This window comes from Halorubrum saccharovorum DSM 1137, assembly GCF_000337915.1.
Taxonomy (GTDB): domain Archaea; phylum Halobacteriota; class Halobacteria; order Halobacteriales; family Haloferacaceae; genus Halorubrum; species Halorubrum saccharovorum.
Genome location: NZ_AOJE01000060.1, coordinates 157,040 through 180,183, shown reverse-complemented (window position 1 = coordinate 180,183; position 23,144 = coordinate 157,040). Strand labels below are relative to the sequence as shown.

The following is a 23,144-nucleotide window of genomic DNA, read 5'->3' as shown; positions in this document are numbered from 1 at the left end:
CCCCGTGTGATCGGTATGGAGTATCAACCGGGCGTGTGCAACATCGGACCGGCCCAACAGCGACGGCGGCTCCTCCTCGGGATCGCGTCGCTGTTGCTCGCGGTCGGTACCGTCGCCGCGATTTTTGTGATGGAGTGGCCGCGCTGGACGCTGATCCTCTCGCTGTTCCCGCTGTACGGCGCCGCGATGGGGTACTTCCAGTACCGCGAGCGGTTCTGCGTCGGCTTCGCCGGGATCGGCGTCTTCGACGTGGGCGGGGGGACCCAGCAGGTGCAAGACGAGGCGGCCCTCGAAGCGGACCGCCGGCGCGCGGTGCGGCTGAACACGAAGTCGCTGGCCGTCGGCGCGGTCGGATCGCTGGTGATCTACGGCGTGTCGCTCGCGGTTTTCTAAGTGGTCGACGGGCGCGTCGTGATCGCCGCAGATCGACACAGTTCGATGCAGTATTACGGGTGACGGGCGATCTGGCGTCTATGTATCCCTCCAAGTTGGTCGCGATCTGTTTCGCTACGGTCGGCGTCTTGCTCTTGGCTCAGGTCGGGATCGTCGACGGACGGCCCCTAACGGCCGGGACCGGACTGCAGCTCATCGGTGGCGCCGTTCTGTTACTGGCCGGCCTGTTCGGAGTGGTCCGGTACGAAGAGAACCCCATCGTCGACGAGTACGGGCCGACCACGTATCTCCTCGTCTTCGGGCTGGGTATCTGGACGGTTGGACTGCTTCTGCAACTGGCCCTCGCTTGACCGATATTGAGTACGGACAGGCCACACGTCGCCAGTTACGAAGTGGTTCGACGAAGTCGACCGGTTATAAGTCGTGGACACCGAATCGGCGTGAACGCTTCCAAATCCCCAGCCGCGCTCGACGAATCCCAGCGAGCTGTGGGAGTCGAGCGCGGCTGCCCCTTTGCGCCCCACTCCGCCCCGCACAGCAGCCTCACGCCTCCCCAGCCTCGCCGCTCGCGCTTAAAAGCGCTCGCGGCGTCCCTCGCGCGTGCTCTCGTCGGCGGCTTCGCCGCCGACTGTCAGAGAGACCTTCGGTCTCTCTCTACTCGCGCCCTTCGGACGCTCGGCGGCACGCGCCACCGCACAGCACCGCGAACCGTGCCGCCGTCGAAGTCGCCCGTAACCACACGAACGTGCACATAGAAAAGCATTAGAACGGGCTCGATAACCACGTAAGTGAATGAGTCTGTCCGAGCCGGACCACGAGCTCGTCGTCGCGGAGCTCGGCCGGGAGCCGACGGCGGCCGAGGCCGCGCTGTTCGAGAACCTCTGGAGCGAGCACTGCGCGTACCGCTCCTCGCGGCCCCTGCTGTCGGCCTTCGAGAGCGAGGGCGACCAAGTCGTCGTCGGTCCCGGCGACGACGCGGCGGTCCTCGCGCTGCCCGAGCCGGACGCAGCCGACGTTCCGGCCGCCGACCGCGACGCCGACGACTACGGCGACCAGTACGTCACCTTCGGCGTCGAGAGCCACAACCACCCCTCTTTCGTGGACCCGTTCGACGGGGCGGCGACGGGGGTCGGGGGAATCGTCCGCGACACGATGTCGATGGGGGCGTACCCCATCGCCCTGCTCGACTCGCTGTACTTCGGCGGCTTCGACCGCGAGCGCTCCCGCTACCTCTTCGAGGGCGTCGTCGAGGGGATCTCCCACTACGGCAACTGCATCGGGGTTCCCACGGTCGGCGGCAGCGTCGCGTTCCACGGCGGCTACGAGGGGAACCCCCTCGTCAACGTCGCCTGCGTCGGCCTCACGAATGAGTCCCGGCTCGTCACGGCGACCGCACAGGAACCCGGGAACAAGCTCGTCCTCGTCGGCAACGGCACCGGGCGCGACGGGCTCGGCGGCGCCTCCTTCGCCAGCGAGGACCTCGCCGAGGACGCCGAGACCGAGGACCGCCCCGCCGTGCAGGTGGGCGACCCCTACGCCGAGAAGCGGCTGATCGAGTGCAACGAGGCGCTCGTGGACGAGGACCTGGTCCTGTCGGCCCGCGATCTGGGCGCGGCGGGCCTCGGCGGCGCCTCCTCCGAACTGGTCGCGAAGGGCGGGCTCGGCGCCCGGATCGACCTCGACGCGGTTCACCAGCGCGAGCCGAAGATGAACGCGATGGAGATCCTGCTCGCCGAGAGCCAGGAGCGGATGTGCTACGAGGTCGCCCCCGAGGACGTGGACCGCGTCGCGGCGCTCGCCGAGCGCTTCGACCTCGGCTGCTCCGTCATCGGCGAGGTGACCGACGGGAACTACGTCTGCGAGTTCGCGGGCGCCGGAGCCGACGACGCGGACGACGCCGAGTCCGAGGTCGTCGTCGACGTCGACGCCGAGTACCTCGCCGACGGCGCTCCGATGAACGACCTCCCCAGCGAGGCCCCCGCACAGCCCGACCGCGACCTCCCGGCGCCCGAGCCGCCCCTCGACGAGGCGGTCGAGGCGGTCGTCTCGGCGCCCTCGACCGCGAGCAAGCGCTGGGTGTACCGCCAGTACGACCACGAGGTCGGCGTCCGCACCGCGATGACACCGGGCGACGACGCCGCGATCATGGCGATCCGGGAGACGGAGGAGAACGGGGAGGCCTCCGAGGGAGGCGATCCCGACGGCGTCGGTCTCGCGCTCTCCTCCGGCGCGAACCCGAACTGGACCGAGACCGCTCCCTATGAGGGCGCCCGCGCCGTCGCCCTCGAAAACGCGACCAACCTCGCCGCCAAGGGCGCGGTCCCGCTCGCGGCAGTCGACTGCCTCAACGGCGGCAACCCTGAGAAACCGGACGTGTACGGCGGATTCAAGGGGATCGTCGACGGGCTCGCCGACGCCTGCGCCGACCTCGACACACCGGTCGTCGGCGGCAACGTCTCGCTGTACAACGACAGCGTCGAAGGCCCGATCCCGCCGACGCCGACGCTCGCGCTGATCGGCACCCGGAAGGGGTACGACGCGCCGCCCGCCGCCCTCGACGCCGACCGCGCCGACGACTCGGAACTGCTGTTGGTCGGCGACGGCGACGCCGCCGGCGGCGCGCTCGGCGGCTCCGAGTACCTCGCGCAGGCCGGCGGCACCGACCGGTTCCCGGAACTGCCGGACGGAGCGTCCGCGGAGGGCGGCGACCTCGCCGACCGCGTCGCGTCGCTCGCGGCGGTCGCGCGCCACGAGTCGACGCTCGCGACCCACGACGTGAGCGACGGCGGACTCGCGGTGGCGCTCGCGGAGCTCGTGACCGACGAGGCGGGCGCCGACGTGACCCTCCCCGACCGCGTCGCGGCCTTCGAGGAGACGCCCGGCCGCCTCGTCGTCCAGACGACCGACCCCGAGGCTGTCGCCGAGATCGCCGGCGACCTGCCCGTCCTCCGGCTCGGCGACGTGACGACGGACGGGGCGCTCTCGCTCGCGGTCGGCGACGACGCGGTCGAGATGGACGCCGACGCGATCCGGGATCTCCGCGGCGTCATCGAGCGCGAACTCGCCTGAATCGGTCTCGTACCGGTGGGTCGAATCGCGCTGCCGATCACGCGCTGACCAGATGTCTTCGAGAATCGGGTCGCTGTCAGCGGTTCTCCGCAGTTTGAAAGTCGAGAGCGACGGCGTCGCTCAGAACGTAAAGAAGAACGGGATGGCGTACGCGACGAGCAGGCCGACGAGGGTGACGGCCGCGCCGATGCCGACCTCGCGGCTGCCGAACTCCTGCATGGGGGCGGTCACGCGCTTGTCCGGATCGGGCTCGTGGGAGTGGTCGTCCATGTGCGTGGGTGCGTACGGGGGACACATAAGGGCACCTGAACGGCGCGGCGGACGCGACGGACACGAAGGTGTTCCCGGCGGATCGTCGGAGGGATTTGTCAGACTCCGCGTGGACCAACACGCATGGCCGGCGTCGAACTCACCGATCGCGGGCTCGTCGTCGACCGCGAGCCGAATCGGCTCGACGAGCTCGCGGTCGGCTTTTCCGAGGTCCTTCGCCGACTCGACATCAGCCACGTCTTCGTCGCCGGCTACGTCGCGATTCCCGCTGGCCGGTCGCGGTCGACCGGGGTCATCGACGTGTTCATCGAGCGCTGCTCGGCGGTCGAACCGAACTCGAAGACGCCGCACACCTGTACACGCTCTTCGGAGAAACGCTTTCCCGCCCTCCGACTCGAAACGTGGGTCGAACGACTCGACGTCGAGGACCGTTATGAGCGACTCACGAACGCCTGAGGAGGGCTCGCCCGAAGCGGACAACAGCCCGGAGCGACCGCCCCGCTACGAGCAGGTGATCCGGTGGGCGGAGTATATCAAGACCCACCCGCCGGAGGTGTGGGGACCACAGCAGAACGCGGTCGTGAACGGGCAGATCGAAAGCGCACAGGCGGTCGATCTGAGTGCCGAGGATAGACAGCGGGTTCGGGAGTTCGCGGACGCGGAGCTGCGCAAAGCCGACGAGGACGCGAACGGGTGATGGCGTTCACTCTCGGCGCTTCGTCCGTTTCGATCGCTACGGAGTCGTCCATTGAGTCCCCGGTCTCCGTGACCATCGAACTCGTCGCGCCGGCGCCCAAAAGGTCGGGTAACGGAATCGCGTACGCGACCAGCACGCTGATGAGAATGACGGCCACGCCGATGTCGATCTTGCGGCTGCCGACCTCCCCCATCGGAACGGTCACGCGCTCGTCCGGACAAGCTCGTAAGAGAGATCAGTCATATGTGAGGTATGAGGAACGGAGTATCTAGAAGGAGGTTTGCATATCCAGCATCTAACTGTAGAATGCATATAAAATAGCCAGATACACTACATGTGGTTGAATTAAACCACTAAAAATAGAAGTCTAGGTTAGACTATCAGTTGTTATTTTGATCGTTGGGATCGTTAGCGTTAATCACAATATTTCCAGTCTCCCAGTTGGCGTCGACATTATCAGGCGTTTCAATTTTGACACCGATATTAACACCATGTCCAGCGGAAGCTTGGCCGTTCCAATCACTATCCCGATTCATATTTTTCCCGTTAGTCCATGCTCCGTAAAATGTGAACGCAGTTGGGTTGTCCAGCCCGCTCTTATCGATGTCTATCGCAAGAGTATCTTCGCCCTGGTTTCGAATCTGGAAGACATTATCAAAGTAGAGCGTTGAGTCTGGATTGAGTCCATCACTTGATGAAAACGCTCCACTGTTGGAAGCTCCCTCAAAAGTCAGAGTAAGCTGTCCATCCTCATACGAGGCGTACTCGGTATTTTCCAGCGAACTGTCGTCGACGTTCAGTCCCACCAACCCCTTATTGTCGTTGACTACCGCAGCACTAACTGAACGTGTGGAACTCTGTGAGCTAAGTGCCCCAGTACCCACTGCAGCCGAGCTCCCTGTTGCCAATGCACCTGCGCCGATGATGAACTTGCGTCGTTCCATGGTTGGTCTACCTCTGTTACCGCATGCGACCTGCGTCCGGGAACACGAGACATCTCGTGTCACCCGGGGTCGCTCTACTTCACCCATGGGGTGTATCCCATATCGTTATGAGTTCGCAGAAAACTGTCAGGACGACGCAGAAGGGCTTCCGGACTAGTCTGTAACGGTTCTGGATGGTCCTGAAGTACGCAGAAGTAACCTATGGGATCGATTTCTCCAGAATTACGCCTGATCCGGATTTCGCGCCGCGAGGTACAAAGCGAGCGAATACGGTCGACAAGGAACGGAGGTCTCGTGTCTACGAGTCGAACGCGCCTTCACGGTCGACCGGCTCCGTGACTACGTTCTGTCCGCTAGACGCATTGGAACTCGGGTACACTTTGTCAGTTCCCTTGATTTCGATTCCGATGATCGTGTGCTTATCGTCGGTGCCGAACTCGTGTTTCGTTCGTAACGGCTCACCAAACTGAACCGTGTGGAAACCGGTCTGTTGGAGTTTGCCGCTGTCGTCGTAAAAGTATGCGGACGCACAGATGCTTCCGTCGTTATCGGACTGAATCTTCGGGTTTCCGTCGCCTGAGAACTTCACTCCGGTCACTTGGGTGGCCGAACTACTGCTCTCGGCGCCCGTGATCTTGAACACACGCGTGCCGCCGAAGAGCTGTGCGGAGACGCCGGTCCCGGAGACGCCCTTCACGGTCACCGTGACCGCGATCGGGACGGTTTCGCCGGGATCAATCCCTCGGACTTCGGCGGTGATCCGTTCGTATCCGCCGGGTCCGAAGCCGTCCTCCGGGGCGTCGACCGTCTCGGGCTCGGTGCTCCCCTCTGCGATCGGGACGTCGACGGGCTCGAACTCCTCGGCCCCCGAGTCAAGGGTCCGCTCCACCTCGTAGTCGGTCAGGATCTCGTGGCCCGTCTCGATCTGCACCCCGACGAGCGAGATCTCCTGGGTCTCGTGGAACCGGTTCCGGATCTCGACGAGCGTGATCCGGTCGCCGTTCGTCACGGTGTCGTCGCTTCCGGACTGCGCCTTCGGCGCGTGATACCCCACGAGCGCCTGGTCGTCGTCGACGACGTTCACCGCCACGTCCCGCTCGGCCCGCGCGCTGCTGAACGCGCCGGTCCCAATGCTCAACGCACCGGAGCTCGTCCCGCCGAGCAGCAGTATGAGGTTTCGTCGTTTCATGTCGGACGCGGCTGCGGACCGCTTCGGGTTACCCAACGGGTTATGTCCCTAAGGTTATGGGCTCCCAGAAAGGCGAGTAAGCGATGCCTGAAGCTCAACGCCGTCGGCGAGTTCACGTGAGCTCGGGTGGCTCTTCCGGCTTCCCCACCTTCATCTCGGCGGTGTAGTACTTGTGAGTGAGCGCGGAGAAGAGGAAGGCGACGACGATCGCGACCGTCCACGCCATCTCGGGCAAGAGCGTGAACGGCCACGCGCCGAGCCACACCGCGCCGGTGAGCGCGACGGCGGCCCCGGAGAGCCCGAGGTAGTAGTCGCTCCACGGTATCTCTCTCCCCTCGACCACGTCCATATACACGTCCACGTCCGTCAGCGCGGGCGTCGGCTCGACGACGCCGCGGTCCTTGTTGAACTCTACGACGCCCGCGTCGTCCATCTTCGGCAGGTGCGACTGCTGGAGCGCGGTGTACACGCGCTTGCGCTCGTTGCCCGTGATCTCCGCCGTGTCGATCCCGTTTTCCCACGCCGCGATCTGCTCGGCCATGTCGCCGATCGCGACCGAGTCCGCCTCCTCGCGCTTCAGCAGGTGGACCGCGAACCGCCGCCGCTGGTTCGCCAGCACGTCGAACAGCTCGTCTTCAGACACCTCCGTCGCCGGTTCTGTCCCTCCCCCGTCTATCTGCTGTGCCGACGCCATTTCTGTCTGACAAATATGAGTACGCCAACATAAATCCCGTGGTTATGATACTCATCTAAACTTTCTATAAATTCATACACGACCCTCTTCGAGCCGATTATAACGGCGTATTACGGGGAAAGGGACCTGATAAAACACATTTTTGTGTCTCGACTTAGGACGGTGTCGGCCATAGTTATTCATTTCTGTCATATATGGCGATATCTCATTCGGAAGTGGTCTGCCTTGAGACTACCGTGAGTGCGTGCCGAGTGCTCGTCGTTTGAGACGGGACGACGTTGGGTATCTCACTCCGCACACCGCTATCAACGACACCTTTCACCGACTTCAGGCACCGCATGATTAAGTTCCATCGGACGTAGCCTCTCAGTAGCACCAGTATGCTCACCGCCCGCCGCACACTGATCCTCGCCCTCCTCCTCGTAGCGGCGGGCTCGCTGATCTTCACCACGGGCGCGGCGGTCATCGACGGCGACGCCGACACCTTCGCGGAAGAGCGCCTCGCGGTCCAGCCGGCCGACGGCCCGAACGGGAACTACGCCTACCTGAACGACGACGACGAGATCGTCGTCGACGTGTCGGCGTCGAATCCGAACCTCGGTCCCGACTTCGAGGGGATCAATCCCGATTCGCTCGCGGCGGCGGACGACGTGTTCACGGTCACGTACACGGCCGACGAGTACGCGCGCGTGTGGATCGAACATGAGGGCGAGAACGTCACCTTCGTCGCCGGGGGCGACTCGGTCGAAGGCGAGGGTAACAACGTCACCCTCGGCCCGAACGAGACGGTCGCGGTGGGGCTCGCGATCGACGCGCGCGGCGAGGTCGCCGGGACGCGGCTCGGGGCCGACGAGTTCTCGATCCGCGCGGAGATCGCGGAGCCCGAAACGCTCTCGTCGACCTCGTCGTCGACCGGATACCGGGGCCCGATCACGACGGTCACCGCGCCGAGCGCGGACCGTCGGGAGTTCGCCGCGAGCGACATCGACCGCGACGACACGGTCCGGTTCGAGGCGGACGGGATGCACCTCGACGGGGAGAACGTCACCCTCCACCGGCTCGACTTGGAGGGCGTCCGGACCGAGAGCGTCGAGATGAACGCGTCCGGAAGCCCCGAACCCTTCGAGGACGGGGGCGCGCTGGACGCGCCGACGTCCCCGCGGTCGATGGCGTACCTCGCCGTAGAGCACGGCTTCGAGCCCGAAGCGGTGGACGCGATGACGATCCGGTTCAGCGCGGACCCGGACTATCTCAACGCGACCGACACCGACCCCGAGAACGTGACGATCTACCGGCAGACGGACGCGGGGGAGTGGGAGGAGAAGCCGGTCGCGGTCGCCGACGACGACGTGGTCCGATTCATGGGGCTCCCCGAGGACCGCGTGCACTTCCGGGCGACGACCGAGGAGTTCTCCACGTTCGCGGTCGCGGAGCGCGTCCCTCGCTTCGACGTGACCGATACGACCCTCGACACCCCGGCGATCGACCCCGGCGGGGAGGCGACCGTCCGAGCGACCGTGGAGAACGGCGGCGGCGCGGCGGGGGAAGAGACGGTGGTGCTGACCGCCGACGGCGAGCCGGTCGCGAACGAGACGGTCGCGCTGGCGCCGAACGAGACGGCGACCGTCGCGCTCTCGGGCGTGTTCGAGACCGCGGGCGAGTACGACCTCGCGGTCGCCGGCACGGACGCCGGGACGCTGCTCGTCGGGGACCCGGCTGGCGACGACGGGGACGGGGACAACGCCGAGACCGGCACGGGATCGGACACCGGCGCGGGGTCGGACACCGGCACAGAATCGGACACCGACGGGAGCGCGGGCGATGGACCGACAGAAGAGCCGAGCGGCATCGACCTCGTCGATCTCGGGGGGCTGCTCGCGCTCGTCGCGCTCGCCGTCGCCGGGGTCGCGCTCGTCCGCCGAATGCCCCGGTCGTGAGCGGTTCCCGGCGACAGGTCTTAACCGCTGGTCTGTGAGGGTCGAAGCGTGACGGCCTCCTCGAACGTGCGGAGCGACGGGACCGCGGCGGGAAGGGACGCCGACGACGCCGGGTTCCGTCACGAGTTGCTCGCGCGGGTCCGGTTCGTCGACCTGCTCGTGCTCGCTGCGGTGCCAGCGGTCCTCGGTGCCGTCTTCTCGCTCCCCGAGTCGACACGTCGGTCGCTGGCGTTCGCGTACACCGATCCGACGGTTCGGACAGCCTTCACCGCCCACTACGTCCACCTCGATGTCGACCACCTCGCGGGCAACGTCGCCGGATACGGCGTCCTCGCCGGCGTCGGATACGCGCTCGCGGTGCTGGCCGGTTACCGTCGGTTCTTCATGGCCGCGCTCGCGACGTTCCTCGCCGCCTTCCCAGTCATTCTGTCGGCGCTGAACCTCGCCGTCCCCCGGAACGCGATCGGCTTCGGCTTCTCCGGGATCAACATGGCGCTCGCCGGCCTGCTCCCGCTCCTGCTCGGCGTGTACGCCCGCGAGCGGTTCTTTCCGGAGGCGTCGCTCCGCGCGCTCCCCGCGGCCTTCTTCCTGCTCGTCGGCTGGATGGCGCTGCTGGCGCTGCCGGTCTCGGAGGGGAGCCTCGACGGCCCCGGACTCGCCGGCCTCGCGACCGCGATCGCGGGGCTCCTGCTCGGACTGCTGTACGCGTCGAGCGCCGGGATCCGCATCCGGCAGGCCCTCCGAGACACGGTCCGAGTAGCGGTCTCGAATACGGGGTACGGCGACCTGTTCGCGGTCGGCGTCGCGCTGGCGGTCGGATACCCGACCGTGGGATTTCCCGGCGATCCGACGGGGACGGGAAGCGTGGTGAATCTGTACGTCCACCTACTCGGCTTCTGTCTCGCGTTCATCGGGCCGTTCGCCCTGCTCGCGGGGGGCGCGTTCGAGGAGTGACCGCCCCTTCGAGACCTCCTCTCCGCCCCTCGTCGCAGTTCCCACTGTCGCCGCTTCGCTGCATGCATCGAACCATGATGTTATAATGCATCGATGACATTCTCGGGTTGCAACTGATCGGAGAGCGAGGATACCCGATCGACGGTAACTCATGTCCCTCAAACGCACCCTCTCGATAACGCTGCAGATCGCGGCCCTGCTCGTCGTCGCCTCACTGGTCGTGGGGCAGTACCTCGGACAGCCAGTGCTTCTGAGCTACGTCGAGACGGGGAGCATGCAGCCCGTTCTCAATCCGGGCGACGGGTTTATCGCGATCCCCGCGCCGCTCGCCGGCGGGATCGGCGTCGGCGACGTCGTAACCTTCGACGCCCAAGAGATCGAGGGCGGCGGACTGACGACCCACCGCGTCGTCGAGGAGACGGAACGCGGCTACATCACGCGGGGGGACAACAACCCGTTCACGGACCAAGACGGCGGCGAGCCCGTCGTCCAGGAGGCGGATATCGTCGCGAAGGCGCTCACGGTCGGCGGGGGCGTGGTGGTCATCCCGCACCTCGGCACCGTCGCGATGGGGTTCCAGTCGGCGCTCGGCTCCCTCCAGACGTGGCTGGCAGTCACGTTCGGGGTGCGGTCGCTGCAGGGCACGCAGGGGCTCGCGTACATCCTCTTCGGGCTCTCGGGGGTCGCGTACGTCGTCGACTGGTACCTCGACAGGGGGAGCCGCGAGACGCGCGAGCGCGACCGCTCCCGCGACGACGGCACCTCGGTGTTCGCGATCGTCGGCGTGCTCGCGGTAGTGTTGATGGCGACCGCGACCGCGGCGATGGTCGTGCCGGGCGGAAGCCAGGAGTACGGCGTCGTGAGCGCCGAGTTCGAGTCCGAAAATCCGACCGTCATCGAGCGGGGCACGAGCCAGGAGCTGGAGTACGTCGTCCCCAACGCCGGGCTGGTCCCCGTGTACGCGTACGTCACCCCGCAGAGCCCGGGCGTCGACGTCGATCCCCAACGAGTCGCCGTCGGCGGACGGAGCCAGGCGTCGACGACGGTGACGCTCACGGCCCCCGACGAGACCGGGTACTACCGCCTGTTCGTCGCCGAACACCGGTATCTCGCCGTGTTACCCCCTGGCGTGATCGACGAGCTGTACGGGGTCCACCCGTGGGCTCCGCTCGTCGCGATCAACGGGCTCCTCGGCGGCGGCATCGTGGGGCTCGGAGTGCTGTTGCTCCGGGGTGAGCCCGCGCGGATACGCTCTCGGGAATCGCGCGCAAAACCGCCGCTGTACCGCCGCGTCCTCCGTCATATCTACAGGTAACCGAATGAGTCAGAACTCTCCCAGCGAAACCCGGCTCCGCCTCAGAGCGGTACTGAACGCACAGTTCGCCGTGATCCTCGCGGTCTGTCTCGTCGCCGCGGCGGTCGGAGGTGGGCTCGTTTACACGACCCACGTGGACCCGGGGACGGAGACCGAGTCCCGGACCGTCTCGTCGCTGACCGTCGAGACGGAGTACGTTCACTCCGCCGAGGTGACGGAACCGAACTCCGTGTTCGACACCGGAACGGTGCTCGACGGGCGGAACACCTACTTCACGCGGGTCGCACCCGTGCTCGACGTCGACGTGCAGACGAGCTACGCGGCCGGCGCCGCGAGCGACGTCGAGGTCTCCTTCGAGTCGGTGCTCGTCATCCGGAACGTGGGCAGCGAGGGCGGAACCGTCTACTGGGACGACCGGGAGACGCTGACGACCGAGACTGTCTCGGGAGTCGAGCCCGGCGAGACGGCGAGCGCGTCGTTCGCGCTCAACAGCTCCGAGGTCGCCGCGACGGCCAGCGAGATCGAGTCGGAGCTCGGCGCCTCGCCCGGCGAGACGGAGACGTTCGTCGCGACGGCCGTGACCGTCGAGGGCACGATCAACGGCGAGCCGACCTCGTACGCGCGGACGATCGAGATGACGCTCACCCCCGGCGGCGACACGTATAGCGTCTCGGAGCCGGGCGTGCAGTCGGACACGACGGAGCAGACCGAGCCGGTCACCGTCGAGCGGAGCTACGGGCCCCTCCGCTCCGCTGGCGGGCCGCTGCTGCTCCTCGCGGGGCTCGCCGGAGCCGGCGGGCTGGCCTACGCCCGCCGGGAGGTCGACCTCGCCCTCACGCCGGCCGAGCGGGAGTACCTCTCGTACCGTGACGACCGCTCCGAGTTCGCGGAGTGGATCACCGTGATCCGGCTCCCCGAGTCGGTCCACGAGCGCCCCGAGGCCGAGGCGTCCACCCTCCGGGACCTCGTCGACTTCGCGATCGACAACGACACCGGCGTCGTCGAGGACCCGGCGACCGACGCGTACCACGCCGTGACCGACGAGTTCGTGTACACCTACACGCCGCCGAGGCTCGCTGTCGAGACCGCCGACGACGCCGAGACCGCCGAGGACGGCGAGGGAACCGACGACACCGAGACCGCCGAGGACGGTGAGGGAGCCGACGACAAGGCGTGGGTGGACGCCGACGTGAGTTCGGCACCGACGCCCGACGGTCGCGACCCCGACGGGCGTGCCCCCGACGCCGGCGATTCCGACCCGTCCGACGAGACGGACTGACTCGCTCTGTCCCGTCTCTTCGTTCTCCCGTCCCCGCTACAGAAACGCGGGTCCCGCGGCGTCCGCGTCCTCCGCCTCGCGCCAGGAGTGTGTCGGCTCCCAGCCGAGCAGTCGCTTCGCCTTCGAGCAGTCGAAGACCGACTCGTCGCCCTCGATGTCGCAGTCGGCGGGGAGGTCGCCGTGGACCGCCTCGATCGTCGGGGCCGTGTCGCGGCCGAGGAAGTTCTCCGCGGCGACGACGAGCACGGCCTCGTGGCCGTCGATCGGCGGTTCGGGGGCGTCCGGAGCGACCGCGGCCTCGATCGCCGCGATCAGGTCGCGAACGTCGACGTACGACCAGCAGTTCCCGCTCAGCTCGGCGGTCGCCGGGTCGAATCCCTCCCGCGCGGTGCGGGTGTCGTCCGCCCCGGGGTAGGTCACCCACGACGCGCGCAGCGAGACGACGGACACGTCGTACCGCCGAGCGACCCGCGCCCCGATCTCCTCGCCGACCACCTTCGAGAGCCCGTAGGGGTCCTCGGGCTCGGTCGGGGTCTCCTCGTCGACCGGGAACGCGTCGGGGAGCCACTCCTCTTCCGAGAAGACGGTGCCGTAGAGGCTCTCGCTCGACGCCCACGCGATCCGGGCGCCGGCCCCGCCCGCGGCGTCGAGGACGTTGTAGGTGCTGACGACGTTGTTCTCGAAGACGCGCGACCCGGCGTGGCTCTCCGGGTCCGGGATCGCCGCGAGGTGCACCACGGCATCCGGATCGGCGGCCTCGATCAGCTGTTTCGTCTCGCCGTAGTCGGTCAGGTCCGCGGCCTTGAAATCGGCGTTTTCCCGGGTCCCCGGCGGCGTTCGCACGTCGACGCCGACGACCTCGTGGCCGGCGTCAGCGAAGTGGTCGACCGTCCAACTTCCGACGCCGCCGCAACTGCCGGTGACGAGGATGGTGGCCATGCGAGGGGGTCGGCGATCGACGCACGTCACTCCGGCGATCCGCCGGGGGCGTCGCAGTCGGTGACCGATGAGGAGTCAGTGAAAAGTAACCTACTTGAGTGCGGGCGGGCAACCGACGAGTGCAGTCCCGTGGTGTAGTGGCCAATCATAATGGCCTTTGGAGGGAATCCGTCCGCGTTCGCGGCCAAGACGCGATCACGGTCCGTCTCGTCGGAGACGCCCGTCGGGTGCCCGAAGTCAGCCATTGACGGCGGTTCGAATCCGCCCGGGACTATTTTGCGGCGAGCAACACCCCGAGCGGTGGGTGCGCGCAGCGCGTTCGAACCTTCCGAACGCGCCCTCCCGTCCCGTTCGCGTTCGTCCCCGCGCCGGCTTCCGCCATGTCTGTCATTTTTTACCATGGAGTTCGTGGGGCCGGCATGGACTCGACCCAGTACCGCGACGCAGTCGTCGAGAATCGGCGGAAACACGGCTTCGAGGTGGTGGACAGGTACACGGAGGGGTTTGATCCGGTGTGGATGGCCTGCGACGAGGACTCCTCGGTGGGCGAGTGCGTCGCGCTCGCGACGCTCGTCGACGATCCGGATCCCGATCCCGACGACATCACCGTGACCGCAGACGCGTTCCGGGACGTGCTCGTCGAGCGTGTCGGCGGTCGACAGGGATCGACGACGCCGCTCGGCTACGTCGTCTTCGCGGTGTCGGACCCCGAGCGGTCGGTCGTCGACGCGGCGCGGTCGTACACGGTCGCCAACCGCCGGACCAACGTGTTCCCGATCGTGTACGACTGCGAGACGGAGACGCTGTACCGACACGAGGTGCCGCGGCTGAAGGGGCGAGGGATCTACCGTCGGCAGGCGGAGGACGCCGATCGGCTGTTCGAGGTTTGAAAGTCGCGAGGGAAGAGCAGCCCGCTCAGATCAGGCGCTCGGCGATCCGACCGGCGCCCTCGGCCGCGGCGGTCGCGGGGTCGTCGGGGGAGACGACCTCGACGTCGCGGTCGAGCTCCGCCGAGAGCCGCTTCTCGAACTCCTCGGTGAGCCCGGGGATACAGGCCATCCCGCCGGTCGCCGCGATGGGGCGGCCTAAGGCGAGCTGGTAGGGTTTCATGTGGTCGTTCGCGAGCTCGGGGAGGAACTCGTTGGCGACGACATCGACCGCCTCGTCGATGTACCGGTCGACCGGCTCGCGGACGCCGCGGTCGACGGTGAACTCGTGGCTCCCGCCGCCGGGCTGCTGGATCACGTCCGTGAACGGCTCGAAGTCGTACACGTCGGCGTGCTCCTCCTTGTACTCCCGGGCGGTCGTCCGGTCGATGTGGACGCGTCCCTGGCTCTCCTCCTCGACGGCGGCGACGATCCGGCGGTCGACCTCGTTGCCCGTCACCGAGCCGGTCGAGAACGGCGAGAGCTGCTCGCCGCGCCGGTAGGCGCACGCCTCCAGCGTCGTCGACCCCATGTTGATGGAGACGAACACCTCGTCGATGGCGGACAGATCGTCGCCGTAGGCGGGGATCGCCCCGCACAGCGACTCGGGGTAGCTCCGCGTCTCGACCCCCCCGATGGAGGAGCCCTCGATCACCGACTTGAGGTTGTTGACGCCCGCCTCGTTGTCGATGGTGGGGACCGCGTAGACGACCGCGCTGTCCTCGGGCACGTCGTGGGCGTCCACGAGCGCCTCGAAGAAGCGCTCGGCGTCGGCGACGCTCTCGTCGTCCTCGGGAAGCCCCGATCGGAGCATGAACCGCACCGTGTCGGGGTACTCGATCGCGGCCTCGTGACCGAACAGGACCTTCTCCTCGCCCGTGATGGCGTCCTCGTAGGTCGCCAGACACGTCAGCGTCGAGTGTCGCTCGCGACCGCCCCGTCCGTCGGGGAGGTCGAGCACCGTCCGGGTGCTGCCGAGTTTCACGCCGACCGCCGCGGGGCCGTCTGTACTGTTGATGTCCGTGGATTCGTCGTCGTCGCTCATGATTCACTCGCACACGAAGCGATCCGGACGATGGAGACGAGGCTGATCCGATGGTCCGCGGGGGTGAACGGCCGGTCGTATCGCGGGGCGTCGAACCCCGCTAACCGGCGCCGGAGGGCCTCGACCGCGTCGTCGTCGACCCAGCCGAGCTCGGCGTAGTACGACAGCGCGTCCCGGCTCCGCACGTGGCCGCCCACGTCGACGAGGTAGCCGAGCCACTCGCCGATCTCGTGTTCCGCCTCCGGCGAGGCCGGGATCGCCGTCAGATACGGCCGATCGCCGGCGTCGGACCGATCTCCGTCGCCGGACAGCCGCAGCCCCCGCTGACGCTGGAGCAGTTCGGTGAACGCGGCCGAGCGGGCGGCCTGCTCCGCTCGGTTCCGGTTCGGCTGACGAAGCGACCGCTCCCGAGGCGCCTCGTCGGCGCCGTCCCGCGGTGCGTCCGCGATCCGGCGCAGCTCCCGTACGTCGTATTGCCGTGGATTCAGACTCATATTCCGTCCGTCGTTCGCGTCCGTACTGAGAGTCTCCCGGGCCGAATATATGATAGTTGCCACGCAGTTCTCAGAAATGAGAAACTACCGCGGCCGAAGTTTCGGACGACGACGCCTCGTCCGTCCGTGATTACTCCTCGTCAGCCCACGGGAGCGGCTCGGTACACCAGTGACAGAAGTCGAGATCGGCGTCGGTCTCCTTGCCGCAGTGCGGGCACTCGACTTCCGCCGGTCTCGCGTCGCCCTCGGCGACGGCCGGGTCCGAGGACCGAAAGTTCGCGCCGGAGGGCTCGTCGATCGCTTCGGTGTCGTCGCTCGCGGTGCGGCGGCGGATCGCCTCGGCCGTCGCGTCGGCGCGCCGGCGCTCGGCGATGTCAGCTCGGCCGACGAGGTAGGCGTCGACCGCGGAGAGGGCGTATAAGACGACGATCGGGAGGGTCACGTCCGTCGGGAGCGCCGCGGCCGTCTCGGCGGCCTCCGTCACCGAGACCGTCGGTTCGACGGGGACGTCGTAGAGGGCGAACAGCGCCACGCCGCCGCCGACGATAGTCAGGTGCCACAGCAGCGCCCGCCCCCATCGGCGCAGGGTGAGGTGACCGAGGCCCGGCAGCGCCATCGCCAGCACCGCGGCGAGCAGGGGGCGGAACTGGTCTCGCATATCTCGCCGGTTCGATCGGCCGGTACTTAGGCCTGCGGTGTCGGCGTCGCCGGCCGCGGAGGCGATCGGTTTCCGCGGCGCCGGCGGCGGCTCGCCGACGCGGATAACAACCGTTAATCGACGGCCACCCCTCCGACTCGCCATGAGCAGGCAGCGGGCGACCGCGTTCGTTCCCGGTCACGTCACCGCGTTCTTCAGCGCGCACCCGGCCGAGCGCCCCGCGGCCGCCGGCTCGCGCGGCGCCGGGGTGACGCTCACCGACGGGGTGACGGTTCGCGTGTCGGCGGCGGACGAAGCGGGTGCGAGCGTCGCGCCGGGCCAGCCCACCGAGCCGGTCGGACCGCGCACTATCGACGGCGAGCCGGGGACGATCGGCGCGGTCGAAGACGTACTCGCGGAGTTGGGCGTTCGCGGAGCGGGCGACGGGCGGACGATCGAGGTCGCCGTCGAGACTGACCTCCCGATCGGCGCCGGCTTCGGGGTCTCGGGCGCCGCGGCGCTCGGCGCCGCGCTCGCCGCGAACGCGGCGTTCGACCGGGGGCGATCCGAGAACGAACTGGTCCGGATCGCCCACGAGTCGGAGGTGGGACGGGGGACCGGGCTCGGCGACGTGGTCGCGCAGGCGCGCGGCGGGGTCCCGATCCGACTGGAGCCCGGTGCGCCGGGAGTCGGCGACCTCGACGGGATTCCCGCCACAGCGCGGGTCGAGTACGTCACGTTCGGCGAGCTGTCGACCGAGGAGGTGCTGGGCGGCGACACCGCTGCCCTCTCCGCAGCCGGTGAGGACGCGCTCGCCCGGCTTCGCGAGGACCCCCGACTCCCGACGCTGATGGACGCGGCCCGCGGGTTCGCCCGCGATGCGGACCTCCTCGTTCCCGAGGTCGCGGAAGCGATCGCGGCGGTCGAGAAGTCCGGAGACGACTCCGGGAGCGACGGGGACGATCACGGCGCAGCCATGGCGATGCTCGGCCGCACCGTCTTCGCGCTCGGGACCGGGCTCTCCGACGCGGGCTACGACCCCGAAGTCTGTCGGATCGACGCCGCGGGCGCGCGACTCGTCGAGCGATGAGATCTTGTGCGGTGGCGCGCGCCTGCGAGCGGACGCCTTCGGCGGCCGCGAGTCAGCGCGTGCGAGGTCGCCGGCGCGTAGCGCCGGCTGCCAGAGGGACCTCTGGTCCCTCGCTGGAGTCGGTCGCCCGGAGCAACGCGGAGGGCGACCGACGAGGCTGGGGNGTAGCGCCGGCTGCCAGAGGGACCTCTGGTCCCTCGCTGGAGTCGGTCGCCCGGAGCAACGCGGAGGGCGACCGACGAGGCTGGGGAGGTCTGAGGCTGCGGTTGCGGGTGGGGTGGGCCTCACGGCGGGCCGTTGGAGACCTTCACCGCCGATCCACGGTTTCCGATCACGTCGTACTCCGCGCCCGGCGACGAACAAAGCTTTACCGCGTCGACCGCCTATCTCCGGCAAATGGTACTCGACGACCTCGGTACGTCCCTCCGGAGCAGCCTCGACAAGCTCCAGGGGAAGTCCCGACTCTCCGAGAGCGACGTCGAGGAGATCGTCAAAGAGATCCAGCGCTCGCTCCTCTCCGCCGACGTCGACGTCTCCCTCGTGATGGAGCTGTCGGACTCGATCAAGACTCGCGCCCTCGAAGAGGAGCCGCCGGGCGGTACGACCGCGAAGGACCACGTTCTCAAGATCGTCTACGAGGAGATGGTCGATCTGGTCGGCGACTCCACGGAGCTTCCCCTGGAGAACCAGACGATCCTGCTGGCCGGCCTGCAGGGGTCCGGGAAGACCACCTCCGCGGCCAAGATGGCCTGGTGGTTCTCGAAGAAGGGGCTCCGCCCCGCCGTCATCCAGACGGACACCTTCCGGCCCGGCGCGTACGACCAGGCCAAGGAGATGTGCGAGCGCGCTGAGGTCGACTTCTACGGGAACCCCGACAACGACGATCCGGTCGACATCGCGCGGACGGGCCTCGAGGAGACCGAAGACGCCGACGTGCACATCGTTGACACGGCCGGTCGCCACGCGCTCGAAGACGACCTCATCGCGGAGATCGAGGAGATCGAGCAGGCGGTCGACCCCGACCGCTCGCTCCTCGTGTTAGACGCCGCGATCGGGCAGGGCGCGAAGGATCAGGCCCGCCAGTTCGAGGAGTCGATCGGCATCGAGGGCGTGATGATCACCAAGCTCGACGGGACCGCGAAGGGCGGTGGCGCGCTGACGGCGGTCAACGAGACCGACTCCTCCATCGCGTTCCTCGGGACCGGCGAGACGGTCCAGGACATCGAGCGGTTCGAGCCCTCCGGGTTCATCTCCCGGCTGCTCGGGATGGGCGACCTCAAGCAGCTCTCCGAGCGCGTCGAGCGCGCCATGGAGGAGGCCCAGGAGGAGGACGAGGACTGGGACCCCGAGGACATGCTGCAGGGCGAGTTCACCCTGAAGGACATGAAAAAGCAGATGGACGCGATGAACCGGATGGGCCCCTTAGATCAGGTGATGGACATGATCCCCGGCATGGGCGGCGGGATGATGGACCAGCTCCCGGACGACGCGATGGACGTGACCCAAGACCGGATGCGCCGCTTCGAGCGCATCATGGACTCGATGACCGAGGAGGAGCTGGAGAACCCCCGCGTCGTCGGCCAGTCGCGCACGGAGCGGATCGCGCGCGGCTCCGGCACCGACGAGGAGACGGTCCAGCAGCTGCTCGAACAGCACTCGATGATGGAGCAGACGATCAGCCAGTTCCAGGGGATGGGCGAAGGCGACATGCAGCGCATGATGAAGAAGATGGGCGGCGGCGACGGCGGCGGCCTCGGCGACATGATGGGCGGCGGGAAGGGGCCGTTCTGAAGCGTCGATCGCGGGTGGTTACTTATCAACGGGCGTTACTGACGGCGGATCAACGAGGGACGCTTCTAACGCCCCAACCGCTCGCTTATAAGCAGTCGACGGAGGGTCGACGGTGAACACCGCCAAAGCCCCAGCTGCGTCGACTCGCGCGACTCGTTGCGCTCCTCAGTCGCTCGTTTCACTCGCTCCTTTCGGTGTCGCCGGCGGCTTTGCCGCCGGCTGCCCGTGGCGCTACGCGCCACGCGGCTTACGTCGTCGTGCTTCGTCGACGCGGCTGCCCCTTTGAGCCCCACCCATTCCGCACAGCAACCGCCGGAAGACGACCGCCTCGCTGCGCTCAGCGCTGCGACTTCCGTGCTCCCGCTCGCTCCGCTCGCGGGACCGCAGCCTCACGCCTCCCCAGCCTCGTCGCTGGCGCCGGCGGCGCCAGCGACTCCCTCGCGCGTGCACCTCGCGCCCTGCGGGCGCTCGGCGGCACGCGCCACCGCAATCGCTTATAAAGAGACGTCCGTCTCCATGTCTTCGGTCGCCTCTTCGAGCCCGTCGTCGCGGGCGGTCTCGGCGTGCGAGCCCTCGATCTCGGCGTCGGTGAGGAGGTCGCGGAACTCGTCGCGGAACCGGTCGTTCGCGCGGGTGGAAGTCAGGTCCACACGGGCGACGCGGGCGTGCTTCGCGACGACGTCGGGGTCGGCGTCGAGGGCGTCGGCGCACTCGGGGATCGAGCGCCCCTCCGCGGTCAGCTGCTTCAGGTCGTCGTACTCGAACGAGGCGTCGTCGACGTCGCGGTCGACCTCGCGGACGAGGTGGAGGTCGAGCCGGGCGTCGCGGACGGCCGCGGGGTCGACGACGGGCGGGGTTTCCTCTCCATTTCCACCCTCCTCGCGCTCCTCGACGAGCGCGGACGCGATCGCCTCGTCGTCGTCTTCCTCGAAGCGCGCGCGGGCGATCCGAGCGTACGTCGCGTCGTCGAGGTCGGTCGAGAAGTCGTACCGCTCGCGCATCGCGGCGACGAGCTCTCGGACCCGCTCGTCGACCGCCGCCTCGTCGCGGTCGGTGAGCGTCCCGCGCGACTCCGCCTGCCGCTCGGTGACCGTCTCGGACCCGGTGGTCTCGACGAAGATGTCGCGGAGATCGGAGGTCTTCTCGTCCATGGACGGGGGGATACGCGCCGGCGGTAAATAAGCCTCGCGTACGGTCTAGGCGGCCTCCGGCGGGATAGAGTGGGGAGGGCTTCCGGAGAGAACCGGAGACCGACTGTGTCGTCAACCAGTACTTTCAAGTCGGTTTACGATGGTGTCGGAGACATGGCAACCAGCACGGAGTCGGTGGATCTCGTCGGCGACGAGGCCGCGACGAACCTCGCCCGCGCGGCGCTGTTCGCCGCGCTCGTCGGCGCGTTCGCGTACGTGACGTTCCCGAATCCCGTCTCGCCCGTCTCGGTGACGCTGCAGGTGCTCGGCGTGTTCCTCGCCGGGATCTACCTCGGCCCGGTGTGGGGGGGCGCGTCGCTCGTCCTCTATCTCGTGGCCGGCGCGGTCGGCGCGCCGGTGTTCGAGGGCGGCTCCGCCGGCGTGGGATCGCTCGTCGGCCAGTCCGCGGGCTACCTCTGGTCGTACCCGCTGGCCGCGGCGGTCGTCGGCGCGGTCGTCCACCGCGGCGCGAGCCTCCGCGACCTCGATACGGTCGGCGTCCCGACGCTCGTCGGGGCGATGGTCCTCGGAACCGTCGTCATCTACGCGCTCGGCGTCGCCGGGCTTGCGTACGTCCTCTCGCTCGGTCCCGTCGAGGCGGTGACCGTCGGCGCGGTCGCGTTCCTCCCCGCGGAGGCGCTGAAGGTCGCCGCCGCGGTCGGCATCGTGCGGTCCGACGCGGTCGCGGCCGCGTGAGGCCGTCGTGAACGCGCACGAGGCGAGACCGTGATCGACGCCACCGGCGTCACCTGTCGGTACGGCCGACCCGGGAGCGGCGGGAGCGACGCGGACGACGGTGGCGGCCTCGTCGCCGTCGACGACGTGACCCTCTCGGTCCCCGACGGCGAGTTCCTGATCGTCGCCGGCGCGAACGGCTCCGGGAAGACGACGCTCGTCAGGACGTTCAACGGGCTCGTCGAGCCCGACGCCGGGACGGTCTCGGTGAACGGGGCCCCCGTGAGCGACGATCTCGTCGCCGCGCGCTCGGCGGTCGGGATGGTGTTTCAGGACCCCCGCGACCAGCTGGTCGCCGCCACCGTCGGCGCCGACGTGGCGTTCGGCCCGGAGAACCTCGGGTGCTCTCACGCCGAGATCGACCGACGGGTCGCCGACGCGCTCGCGGCGGTGAACATGGCCGGGCGCGAGGACGAGCGGATCGCGAGCCTCTCCGGGGGCGAGCGCGAGCGCGTCGCGATCGCGGGGGCGCTCGCGATGGAGCCCGACCACCTCGTCTTGGACGAGCCGTTCACCGGGCTCGACGAGCCGGCTCGGCGGTCGGTGCTCGACCGGCTTCGGGCGCTCCGCGCGGCCGGGACGAGCGTGATCGTCGTCACCCACGACCTCCGCGACGTGCTCGGGCTCGCGGACCGGGTGGTGGGGCTGTCGGCGGGACGGGTCGCCGTCGACGCCGCGCCGCGGGAGGCGGCCGAGGAGCTACCGGAGCTGGACGTGCGGGTGCCGGCCGCGTTCGACGATCGACCCGCGGACGCCCCCGCCGCCGGCGAGACCGACGATCCGTGACCCTCTCGTACGTCCCCGGCGACTCGCTCGCCCACCGGCTCGACCCCCGGTCGAAGCTCCTCGTGCAGGTCGGGTTCGCGGCGGCCGCGTACGCGTACACGACGCCTCGCGGGCTCGCCGCGCTCACCTTCCTGGCCGTCGCCTGCCTGTGGCTCGCCGGCGGCGGCCCCCGCGACCTGTGGACCTACCGGGCCGCGTTCCCGGTGCTCCTCGTCGCCCCCCTCGTCGCCGGCGCGACGCTCGGCGCGCCGTGGTTCCGAGTCGAGCGCGCCGCGACCACGGGGCTCGCGAGCTACCGCGTCCTCCTCATTCTCGTCGTCGCCGCAGGTTACGTCAGGTCGACGCCGGTCCGGGACTCGCGAGCGGCGGTCCAGCGCGCGGTGCCGGGCAAGCCCGGACAGTTCCTCGGCACCGGCGTCGCGCTCGTGTTCCGGTTCCTCCCCCTCCTAAAGCGGGACCTGTTGACGGCCCGCGAGGCGGTCCGATCGCGCGGCGGCGGTACGCTTCCCGTCCGCGAGCGCATGCGCCTCGTCGCCGTCGCGGGCATCAATCGGGCGTTCGGGCGCGCCGACCGGTTGGGGACCGCGCTGAACGCCCGGTGTTTCGCGTGGAACCCGACGCTCCCGCGGTTGGCGTTCGGCCCCGCGGACTACCCGGCGCTCGCGGTCGGCGCGGGGCTGTTGGCGGCGGCGGTCGCGATGACCATCGTGTAGCCACCGGGACGGGGGGACACCGCGTAACCGTCCGGAAACGCCGGGCGACACGCCCAG

The 23,144-nt window shown here is 68.5% G+C and carries 24 protein-coding genes, 1 tRNA gene and 1 pseudogene; 16 read left to right on the top strand and 10 right to left on the bottom strand.

The window, feature by feature from the left end; genetic code table 11:
- The first annotated feature begins 15 nt into the window (after positions 1 to 15).
- The 3 genes from C471_RS12135 (at position 16) to purL (ending at position 3,462) form a co-directional block, all read left to right on the top strand.
- Positions 16 to 393: a hypothetical protein gene (locus tag C471_RS12135; protein WP_004049462.1), complete on the top strand. Its 378-nt coding sequence runs from the start codon at positions 16 to 18 to the stop codon at positions 391 to 393.
- An 80-nt stretch (positions 394 to 473) separates the two neighbouring features.
- Positions 474 to 743: a hypothetical protein gene (locus C471_RS12130; RefSeq protein WP_004049461.1), complete on the top strand. Its 270-nt coding sequence runs from the start codon at positions 474 to 476 to the stop codon at positions 741 to 743.
- Positions 744 to 1,185: 442 nt separating this feature from the next.
- Positions 1,186 to 3,462: a phosphoribosylformylglycinamidine synthase subunit PurL gene (purL, locus tag C471_RS12125; RefSeq protein WP_004049460.1), complete on the top strand. Its 2,277-nt coding sequence runs from the start codon at positions 1,186 to 1,188 to the stop codon at positions 3,460 to 3,462.
- Between the two features lie 120 nt (positions 3,463 to 3,582).
- Here the strand turns inward: purL and C471_RS17740 are convergent, their stop codons facing one another.
- Positions 3,583 to 3,732, bottom strand: coding sequence for a DUF7550 family protein (locus C471_RS17740; protein WP_004049459.1), 150 nt, complete (start codon positions 3,730 to 3,732; stop codon positions 3,583 to 3,585).
- A 123-nt stretch (positions 3,733 to 3,855) separates the two neighbouring features.
- Between C471_RS17740 and C471_RS12120 the strand changes: the two genes are divergently transcribed.
- Complete coding sequence (locus tag C471_RS12120) at positions 3,856 to 4,188, top strand: hypothetical protein (protein WP_004049458.1); 333 nt, start codon at positions 3,856 to 3,858, stop codon at positions 4,186 to 4,188.
- Positions 4,166 to 4,429 (top strand): hypothetical protein, encoded by a 264-nt coding sequence (locus C471_RS12115; RefSeq protein ID WP_004049457.1) that lies wholly within the window; start codon positions 4,166 to 4,168, stop codon positions 4,427 to 4,429. Before C471_RS12120 ends, C471_RS12115 begins: the two co-directional genes overlap by 23 nt.
- A 121-nt stretch (positions 4,430 to 4,550) precedes the next feature.
- On the opposite strand, the pseudogene C471_RS18480 reads toward C471_RS12115, so the two are convergent.
- The 4 genes and pseudogenes from C471_RS18480 to C471_RS12100 all read right to left on the bottom strand — a co-directional run.
- A pseudogene (locus C471_RS18480) lies at positions 4,551 to 4,634 on the bottom strand (hypothetical protein); the annotation flags it as partial.
- Between the two features lie 175 nt (positions 4,635 to 4,809).
- Complete coding sequence (locus C471_RS17195; RefSeq protein WP_160163150.1) at positions 4,810 to 5,373, bottom strand: hypothetical protein; 564 nt, start codon at positions 5,371 to 5,373, stop codon at positions 4,810 to 4,812.
- Between the two features lie 298 nt (positions 5,374 to 5,671).
- Positions 5,672 to 6,562 carry a hypothetical protein gene (locus tag C471_RS12105; RefSeq protein WP_004049455.1) on the bottom strand — a complete coding sequence of 297 codons (891 nt, stop codon included), beginning with the start codon at positions 6,560 to 6,562 and terminating at the stop codon, positions 5,672 to 5,674.
- A 112-nt stretch (positions 6,563 to 6,674) separates the two neighbouring features.
- Entirely contained in the window at positions 6,675 to 7,256 is a 582-nt protein-coding gene (locus C471_RS12100; protein WP_004049454.1) for a DUF7344 domain-containing protein, read from the bottom strand.
- 380 nt (positions 7,257 to 7,636) lie between these two features.
- Here C471_RS12100 and C471_RS12095 point away from each other — a divergent pair, with 380 nt between their 5' ends.
- The 4 genes from C471_RS12095 (at position 7,637) to C471_RS12080 (ending at position 12,741) form a co-directional block, all read left to right on the top strand.
- Positions 7,637 to 9,193, top strand: a complete 1,557-nt coding sequence (locus tag C471_RS12095; RefSeq protein ID WP_004049453.1) for a DUF1102 domain-containing protein — start codon at positions 7,637 to 7,639, stop codon at positions 9,191 to 9,193.
- 48 nt (positions 9,194 to 9,241) lie between these two features.
- Entirely contained in the window at positions 9,242 to 10,147 is a 906-nt protein-coding gene (locus C471_RS12090; RefSeq protein WP_004049452.1) for a hypothetical protein, read from the top strand.
- A 151-nt stretch (positions 10,148 to 10,298) separates the two neighbouring features.
- Positions 10,299 to 11,462 (top strand): signal peptidase I, encoded by a 1,164-nt coding sequence (locus tag C471_RS12085; RefSeq protein ID WP_004049451.1) that lies wholly within the window; start codon positions 10,299 to 10,301, stop codon positions 11,460 to 11,462.
- Positions 11,463 to 11,466: 4 nt separating this feature from the next.
- On the top strand, positions 11,467 to 12,741 hold the full coding sequence (locus tag C471_RS12080; RefSeq protein ID WP_049909351.1) for a DUF5305 domain-containing protein: 1,275 nt from the start codon (positions 11,467 to 11,469) through the stop codon (positions 12,739 to 12,741).
- 36 nt (positions 12,742 to 12,777) lie between these two features.
- Here the strand turns inward: C471_RS12080 and C471_RS12075 are convergent, their stop codons facing one another.
- On the bottom strand, positions 12,778 to 13,680 hold the full coding sequence (locus C471_RS12075; RefSeq protein ID WP_004049449.1) for an NAD-dependent epimerase/dehydratase family protein: 903 nt from the start codon (positions 13,678 to 13,680) through the stop codon (positions 12,778 to 12,780).
- A gap of 123 nt (positions 13,681 to 13,803) precedes the next feature.
- Between C471_RS12075 and C471_RS12070 the strand changes: the two genes are divergently transcribed.
- Positions 13,804 to 13,954: transfer RNA gene (locus tag C471_RS12070), tRNA-Gln, on the top strand.
- Between the two features lie 145 nt (positions 13,955 to 14,099).
- Positions 14,100 to 14,570 carry a hypothetical protein gene (locus C471_RS12065; protein WP_004049447.1) on the top strand — a complete coding sequence of 157 codons (471 nt, stop codon included), beginning with the start codon at positions 14,100 to 14,102 and terminating at the stop codon, positions 14,568 to 14,570.
- Positions 14,571 to 14,595: 25 nt separating this feature from the next.
- Here C471_RS12065 and C471_RS12060 read toward each other — a convergent pair whose 3' ends face one another.
- The 3 genes from C471_RS12060 to C471_RS12050 all read right to left on the bottom strand — a co-directional run bounded on the left by C471_RS12060 (position 14,596) and on the right by C471_RS12050 (position 16,803).
- Positions 14,596 to 15,651 carry a hypothetical protein gene (locus tag C471_RS12060; protein WP_004049446.1) on the bottom strand — a complete coding sequence of 352 codons (1,056 nt, stop codon included), beginning with the start codon at positions 15,649 to 15,651 and terminating at the stop codon, positions 14,596 to 14,598.
- The gene (locus tag C471_RS12055; RefSeq protein ID WP_004049445.1) at positions 15,648 to 16,145 is read right to left on the bottom strand and encodes a FlaD/FlaE family flagellar protein; all 498 of its coding nucleotides are present in this window, start codon (positions 16,143 to 16,145) and stop codon (positions 15,648 to 15,650) included. The genes C471_RS12060 and C471_RS12055 overlap by 4 nt, the downstream gene beginning before the upstream one ends.
- Positions 16,146 to 16,275: 130 nt before the next feature.
- A complete protein-coding gene (locus C471_RS12050; RefSeq protein WP_004049443.1) occupies positions 16,276 to 16,803 on the bottom strand; it encodes a zinc ribbon domain-containing protein in 528 nt (175 codons plus the stop codon).
- A 142-nt stretch (positions 16,804 to 16,945) separates the two neighbouring features.
- Between C471_RS12050 and C471_RS12045 the strand changes: the two genes are divergently transcribed.
- Both C471_RS12045 and C471_RS12040 read left to right on the top strand, forming a co-directional pair.
- The gene (locus tag C471_RS12045; RefSeq protein ID WP_004049441.1) at positions 16,946 to 17,872 is read left to right on the top strand and encodes a pantoate kinase; all 927 of its coding nucleotides are present in this window, start codon (positions 16,946 to 16,948) and stop codon (positions 17,870 to 17,872) included.
- Positions 17,873 to 18,268: 396 nt separating this feature from the next.
- On the top strand, positions 18,269 to 19,663 hold the full coding sequence (locus tag C471_RS12040) for a signal recognition particle protein Srp54 (RefSeq protein ID WP_004049439.1): 1,395 nt from the start codon (positions 18,269 to 18,271) through the stop codon (positions 19,661 to 19,663).
- 494 nt (positions 19,664 to 20,157) lie between these two features.
- On the opposite strand, the gene C471_RS12035 is transcribed toward C471_RS12040, so the two are convergent.
- Positions 20,158 to 20,814: a hypothetical protein gene (locus C471_RS12035; protein WP_004049436.1), complete on the bottom strand. Its 657-nt coding sequence runs from the start codon at positions 20,812 to 20,814 to the stop codon at positions 20,158 to 20,160.
- A gap of 153 nt (positions 20,815 to 20,967) precedes the next feature.
- Between C471_RS12035 and C471_RS12030 the strand changes: the two genes are divergently transcribed.
- From C471_RS12030 to C471_RS12020, 3 genes are read left to right on the top strand one after another with little or no spacing between them, the layout of a single operon-like run.
- Positions 20,968 to 21,549, top strand: coding sequence for a biotin transporter BioY (locus tag C471_RS12030; protein WP_004049434.1), 582 nt, complete (start codon positions 20,968 to 20,970; stop codon positions 21,547 to 21,549).
- 30 nt (positions 21,550 to 21,579) lie between these two features.
- On the top strand, positions 21,580 to 22,374 hold the full coding sequence (locus tag C471_RS12025) for an energy-coupling factor ABC transporter ATP-binding protein (protein WP_004049433.1): 795 nt from the start codon (positions 21,580 to 21,582) through the stop codon (positions 22,372 to 22,374).
- A complete protein-coding gene (locus C471_RS12020) occupies positions 22,371 to 23,087 on the top strand; it encodes an energy-coupling factor transporter transmembrane component T family protein (protein ID WP_004049430.1) in 717 nt (238 codons plus the stop codon). Before C471_RS12025 ends, C471_RS12020 begins: the two co-directional genes overlap by 4 nt.
- Positions 23,088 to 23,144 lie beyond the last annotated feature (57 nt).

Excerpts from the sequence above, each read along its gene's own strand:
- C471_RS12135 (WP_004049462.1), top strand. The coding sequence starts at position 16 with ATGGAGTATCAACCGGGCGTGTGCAACATCGGACCGGCCCAACAGCGA.
- C471_RS12130 (WP_004049461.1), top strand. The coding sequence starts at position 474 with ATGTATCCCTCCAAGTTGGTCGCGATCTGTTTCGCTACGGTCGGCGTC.
- purL (WP_004049460.1), top strand. The coding sequence starts at position 1,186 with ATGAGTCTGTCCGAGCCGGACCACGAGCTCGTCGTCGCGGAGCTCGGC.
- C471_RS17740 (WP_004049459.1), bottom strand. The coding sequence starts at position 3,732 with ATGGACGACCACTCCCACGAGCCCGATCCGGACAAGCGCGTGACCGCC.
- C471_RS12120 (WP_004049458.1), top strand. The coding sequence starts at position 3,856 with ATGGCCGGCGTCGAACTCACCGATCGCGGGCTCGTCGTCGACCGCGAG.
- C471_RS12115 (WP_004049457.1), top strand. The coding sequence starts at position 4,166 with ATGAGCGACTCACGAACGCCTGAGGAGGGCTCGCCCGAAGCGGACAAC.
- C471_RS17195 (WP_160163150.1), bottom strand. The coding sequence starts at position 5,373 with ATGGAACGACGCAAGTTCATCATCGGCGCAGGTGCATTGGCAACAGGG.
- C471_RS12105 (WP_004049455.1), bottom strand. The coding sequence starts at position 6,562 with ATGAAACGACGAAACCTCATACTGCTGCTCGGCGGGACGAGCTCCGGT.
- C471_RS12100 (WP_004049454.1), bottom strand. The coding sequence starts at position 7,256 with ATGGCGTCGGCACAGCAGATAGACGGGGGAGGGACAGAACCGGCGACG.
- C471_RS12095 (WP_004049453.1), top strand. The coding sequence starts at position 7,637 with ATGCTCACCGCCCGCCGCACACTGATCCTCGCCCTCCTCCTCGTAGCG.
- C471_RS12085 (WP_004049451.1), top strand. The coding sequence starts at position 10,299 with ATGTCCCTCAAACGCACCCTCTCGATAACGCTGCAGATCGCGGCCCTG.
- C471_RS12080 (WP_049909351.1), top strand. The coding sequence starts at position 11,467 with ATGAGTCAGAACTCTCCCAGCGAAACCCGGCTCCGCCTCAGAGCGGTA.
- C471_RS12075 (WP_004049449.1), bottom strand. The coding sequence starts at position 13,680 with ATGGCCACCATCCTCGTCACCGGCAGTTGCGGCGGCGTCGGAAGTTGG.
- C471_RS12065 (WP_004049447.1), top strand. The coding sequence starts at position 14,100 with ATGGACTCGACCCAGTACCGCGACGCAGTCGTCGAGAATCGGCGGAAA.
- C471_RS12060 (WP_004049446.1), bottom strand. The coding sequence starts at position 15,651 with ATGAGCGACGACGACGAATCCACGGACATCAACAGTACAGACGGCCCC.
- C471_RS12055 (WP_004049445.1), bottom strand. The coding sequence starts at position 16,145 with ATGAGTCTGAATCCACGGCAATACGACGTACGGGAGCTGCGCCGGATC.
- C471_RS12050 (WP_004049443.1), bottom strand. The coding sequence starts at position 16,803 with ATGCGAGACCAGTTCCGCCCCCTGCTCGCCGCGGTGCTGGCGATGGCG.
- C471_RS12045 (WP_004049441.1), top strand. The coding sequence starts at position 16,946 with ATGAGCAGGCAGCGGGCGACCGCGTTCGTTCCCGGTCACGTCACCGCG.
- C471_RS12040 (WP_004049439.1), top strand. The coding sequence starts at position 18,269 with ATGGTACTCGACGACCTCGGTACGTCCCTCCGGAGCAGCCTCGACAAG.
- C471_RS12035 (WP_004049436.1), bottom strand. The coding sequence starts at position 20,814 with ATGGACGAGAAGACCTCCGATCTCCGCGACATCTTCGTCGAGACCACC.
- C471_RS12030 (WP_004049434.1), top strand. The coding sequence starts at position 20,968 with ATGGCAACCAGCACGGAGTCGGTGGATCTCGTCGGCGACGAGGCCGCG.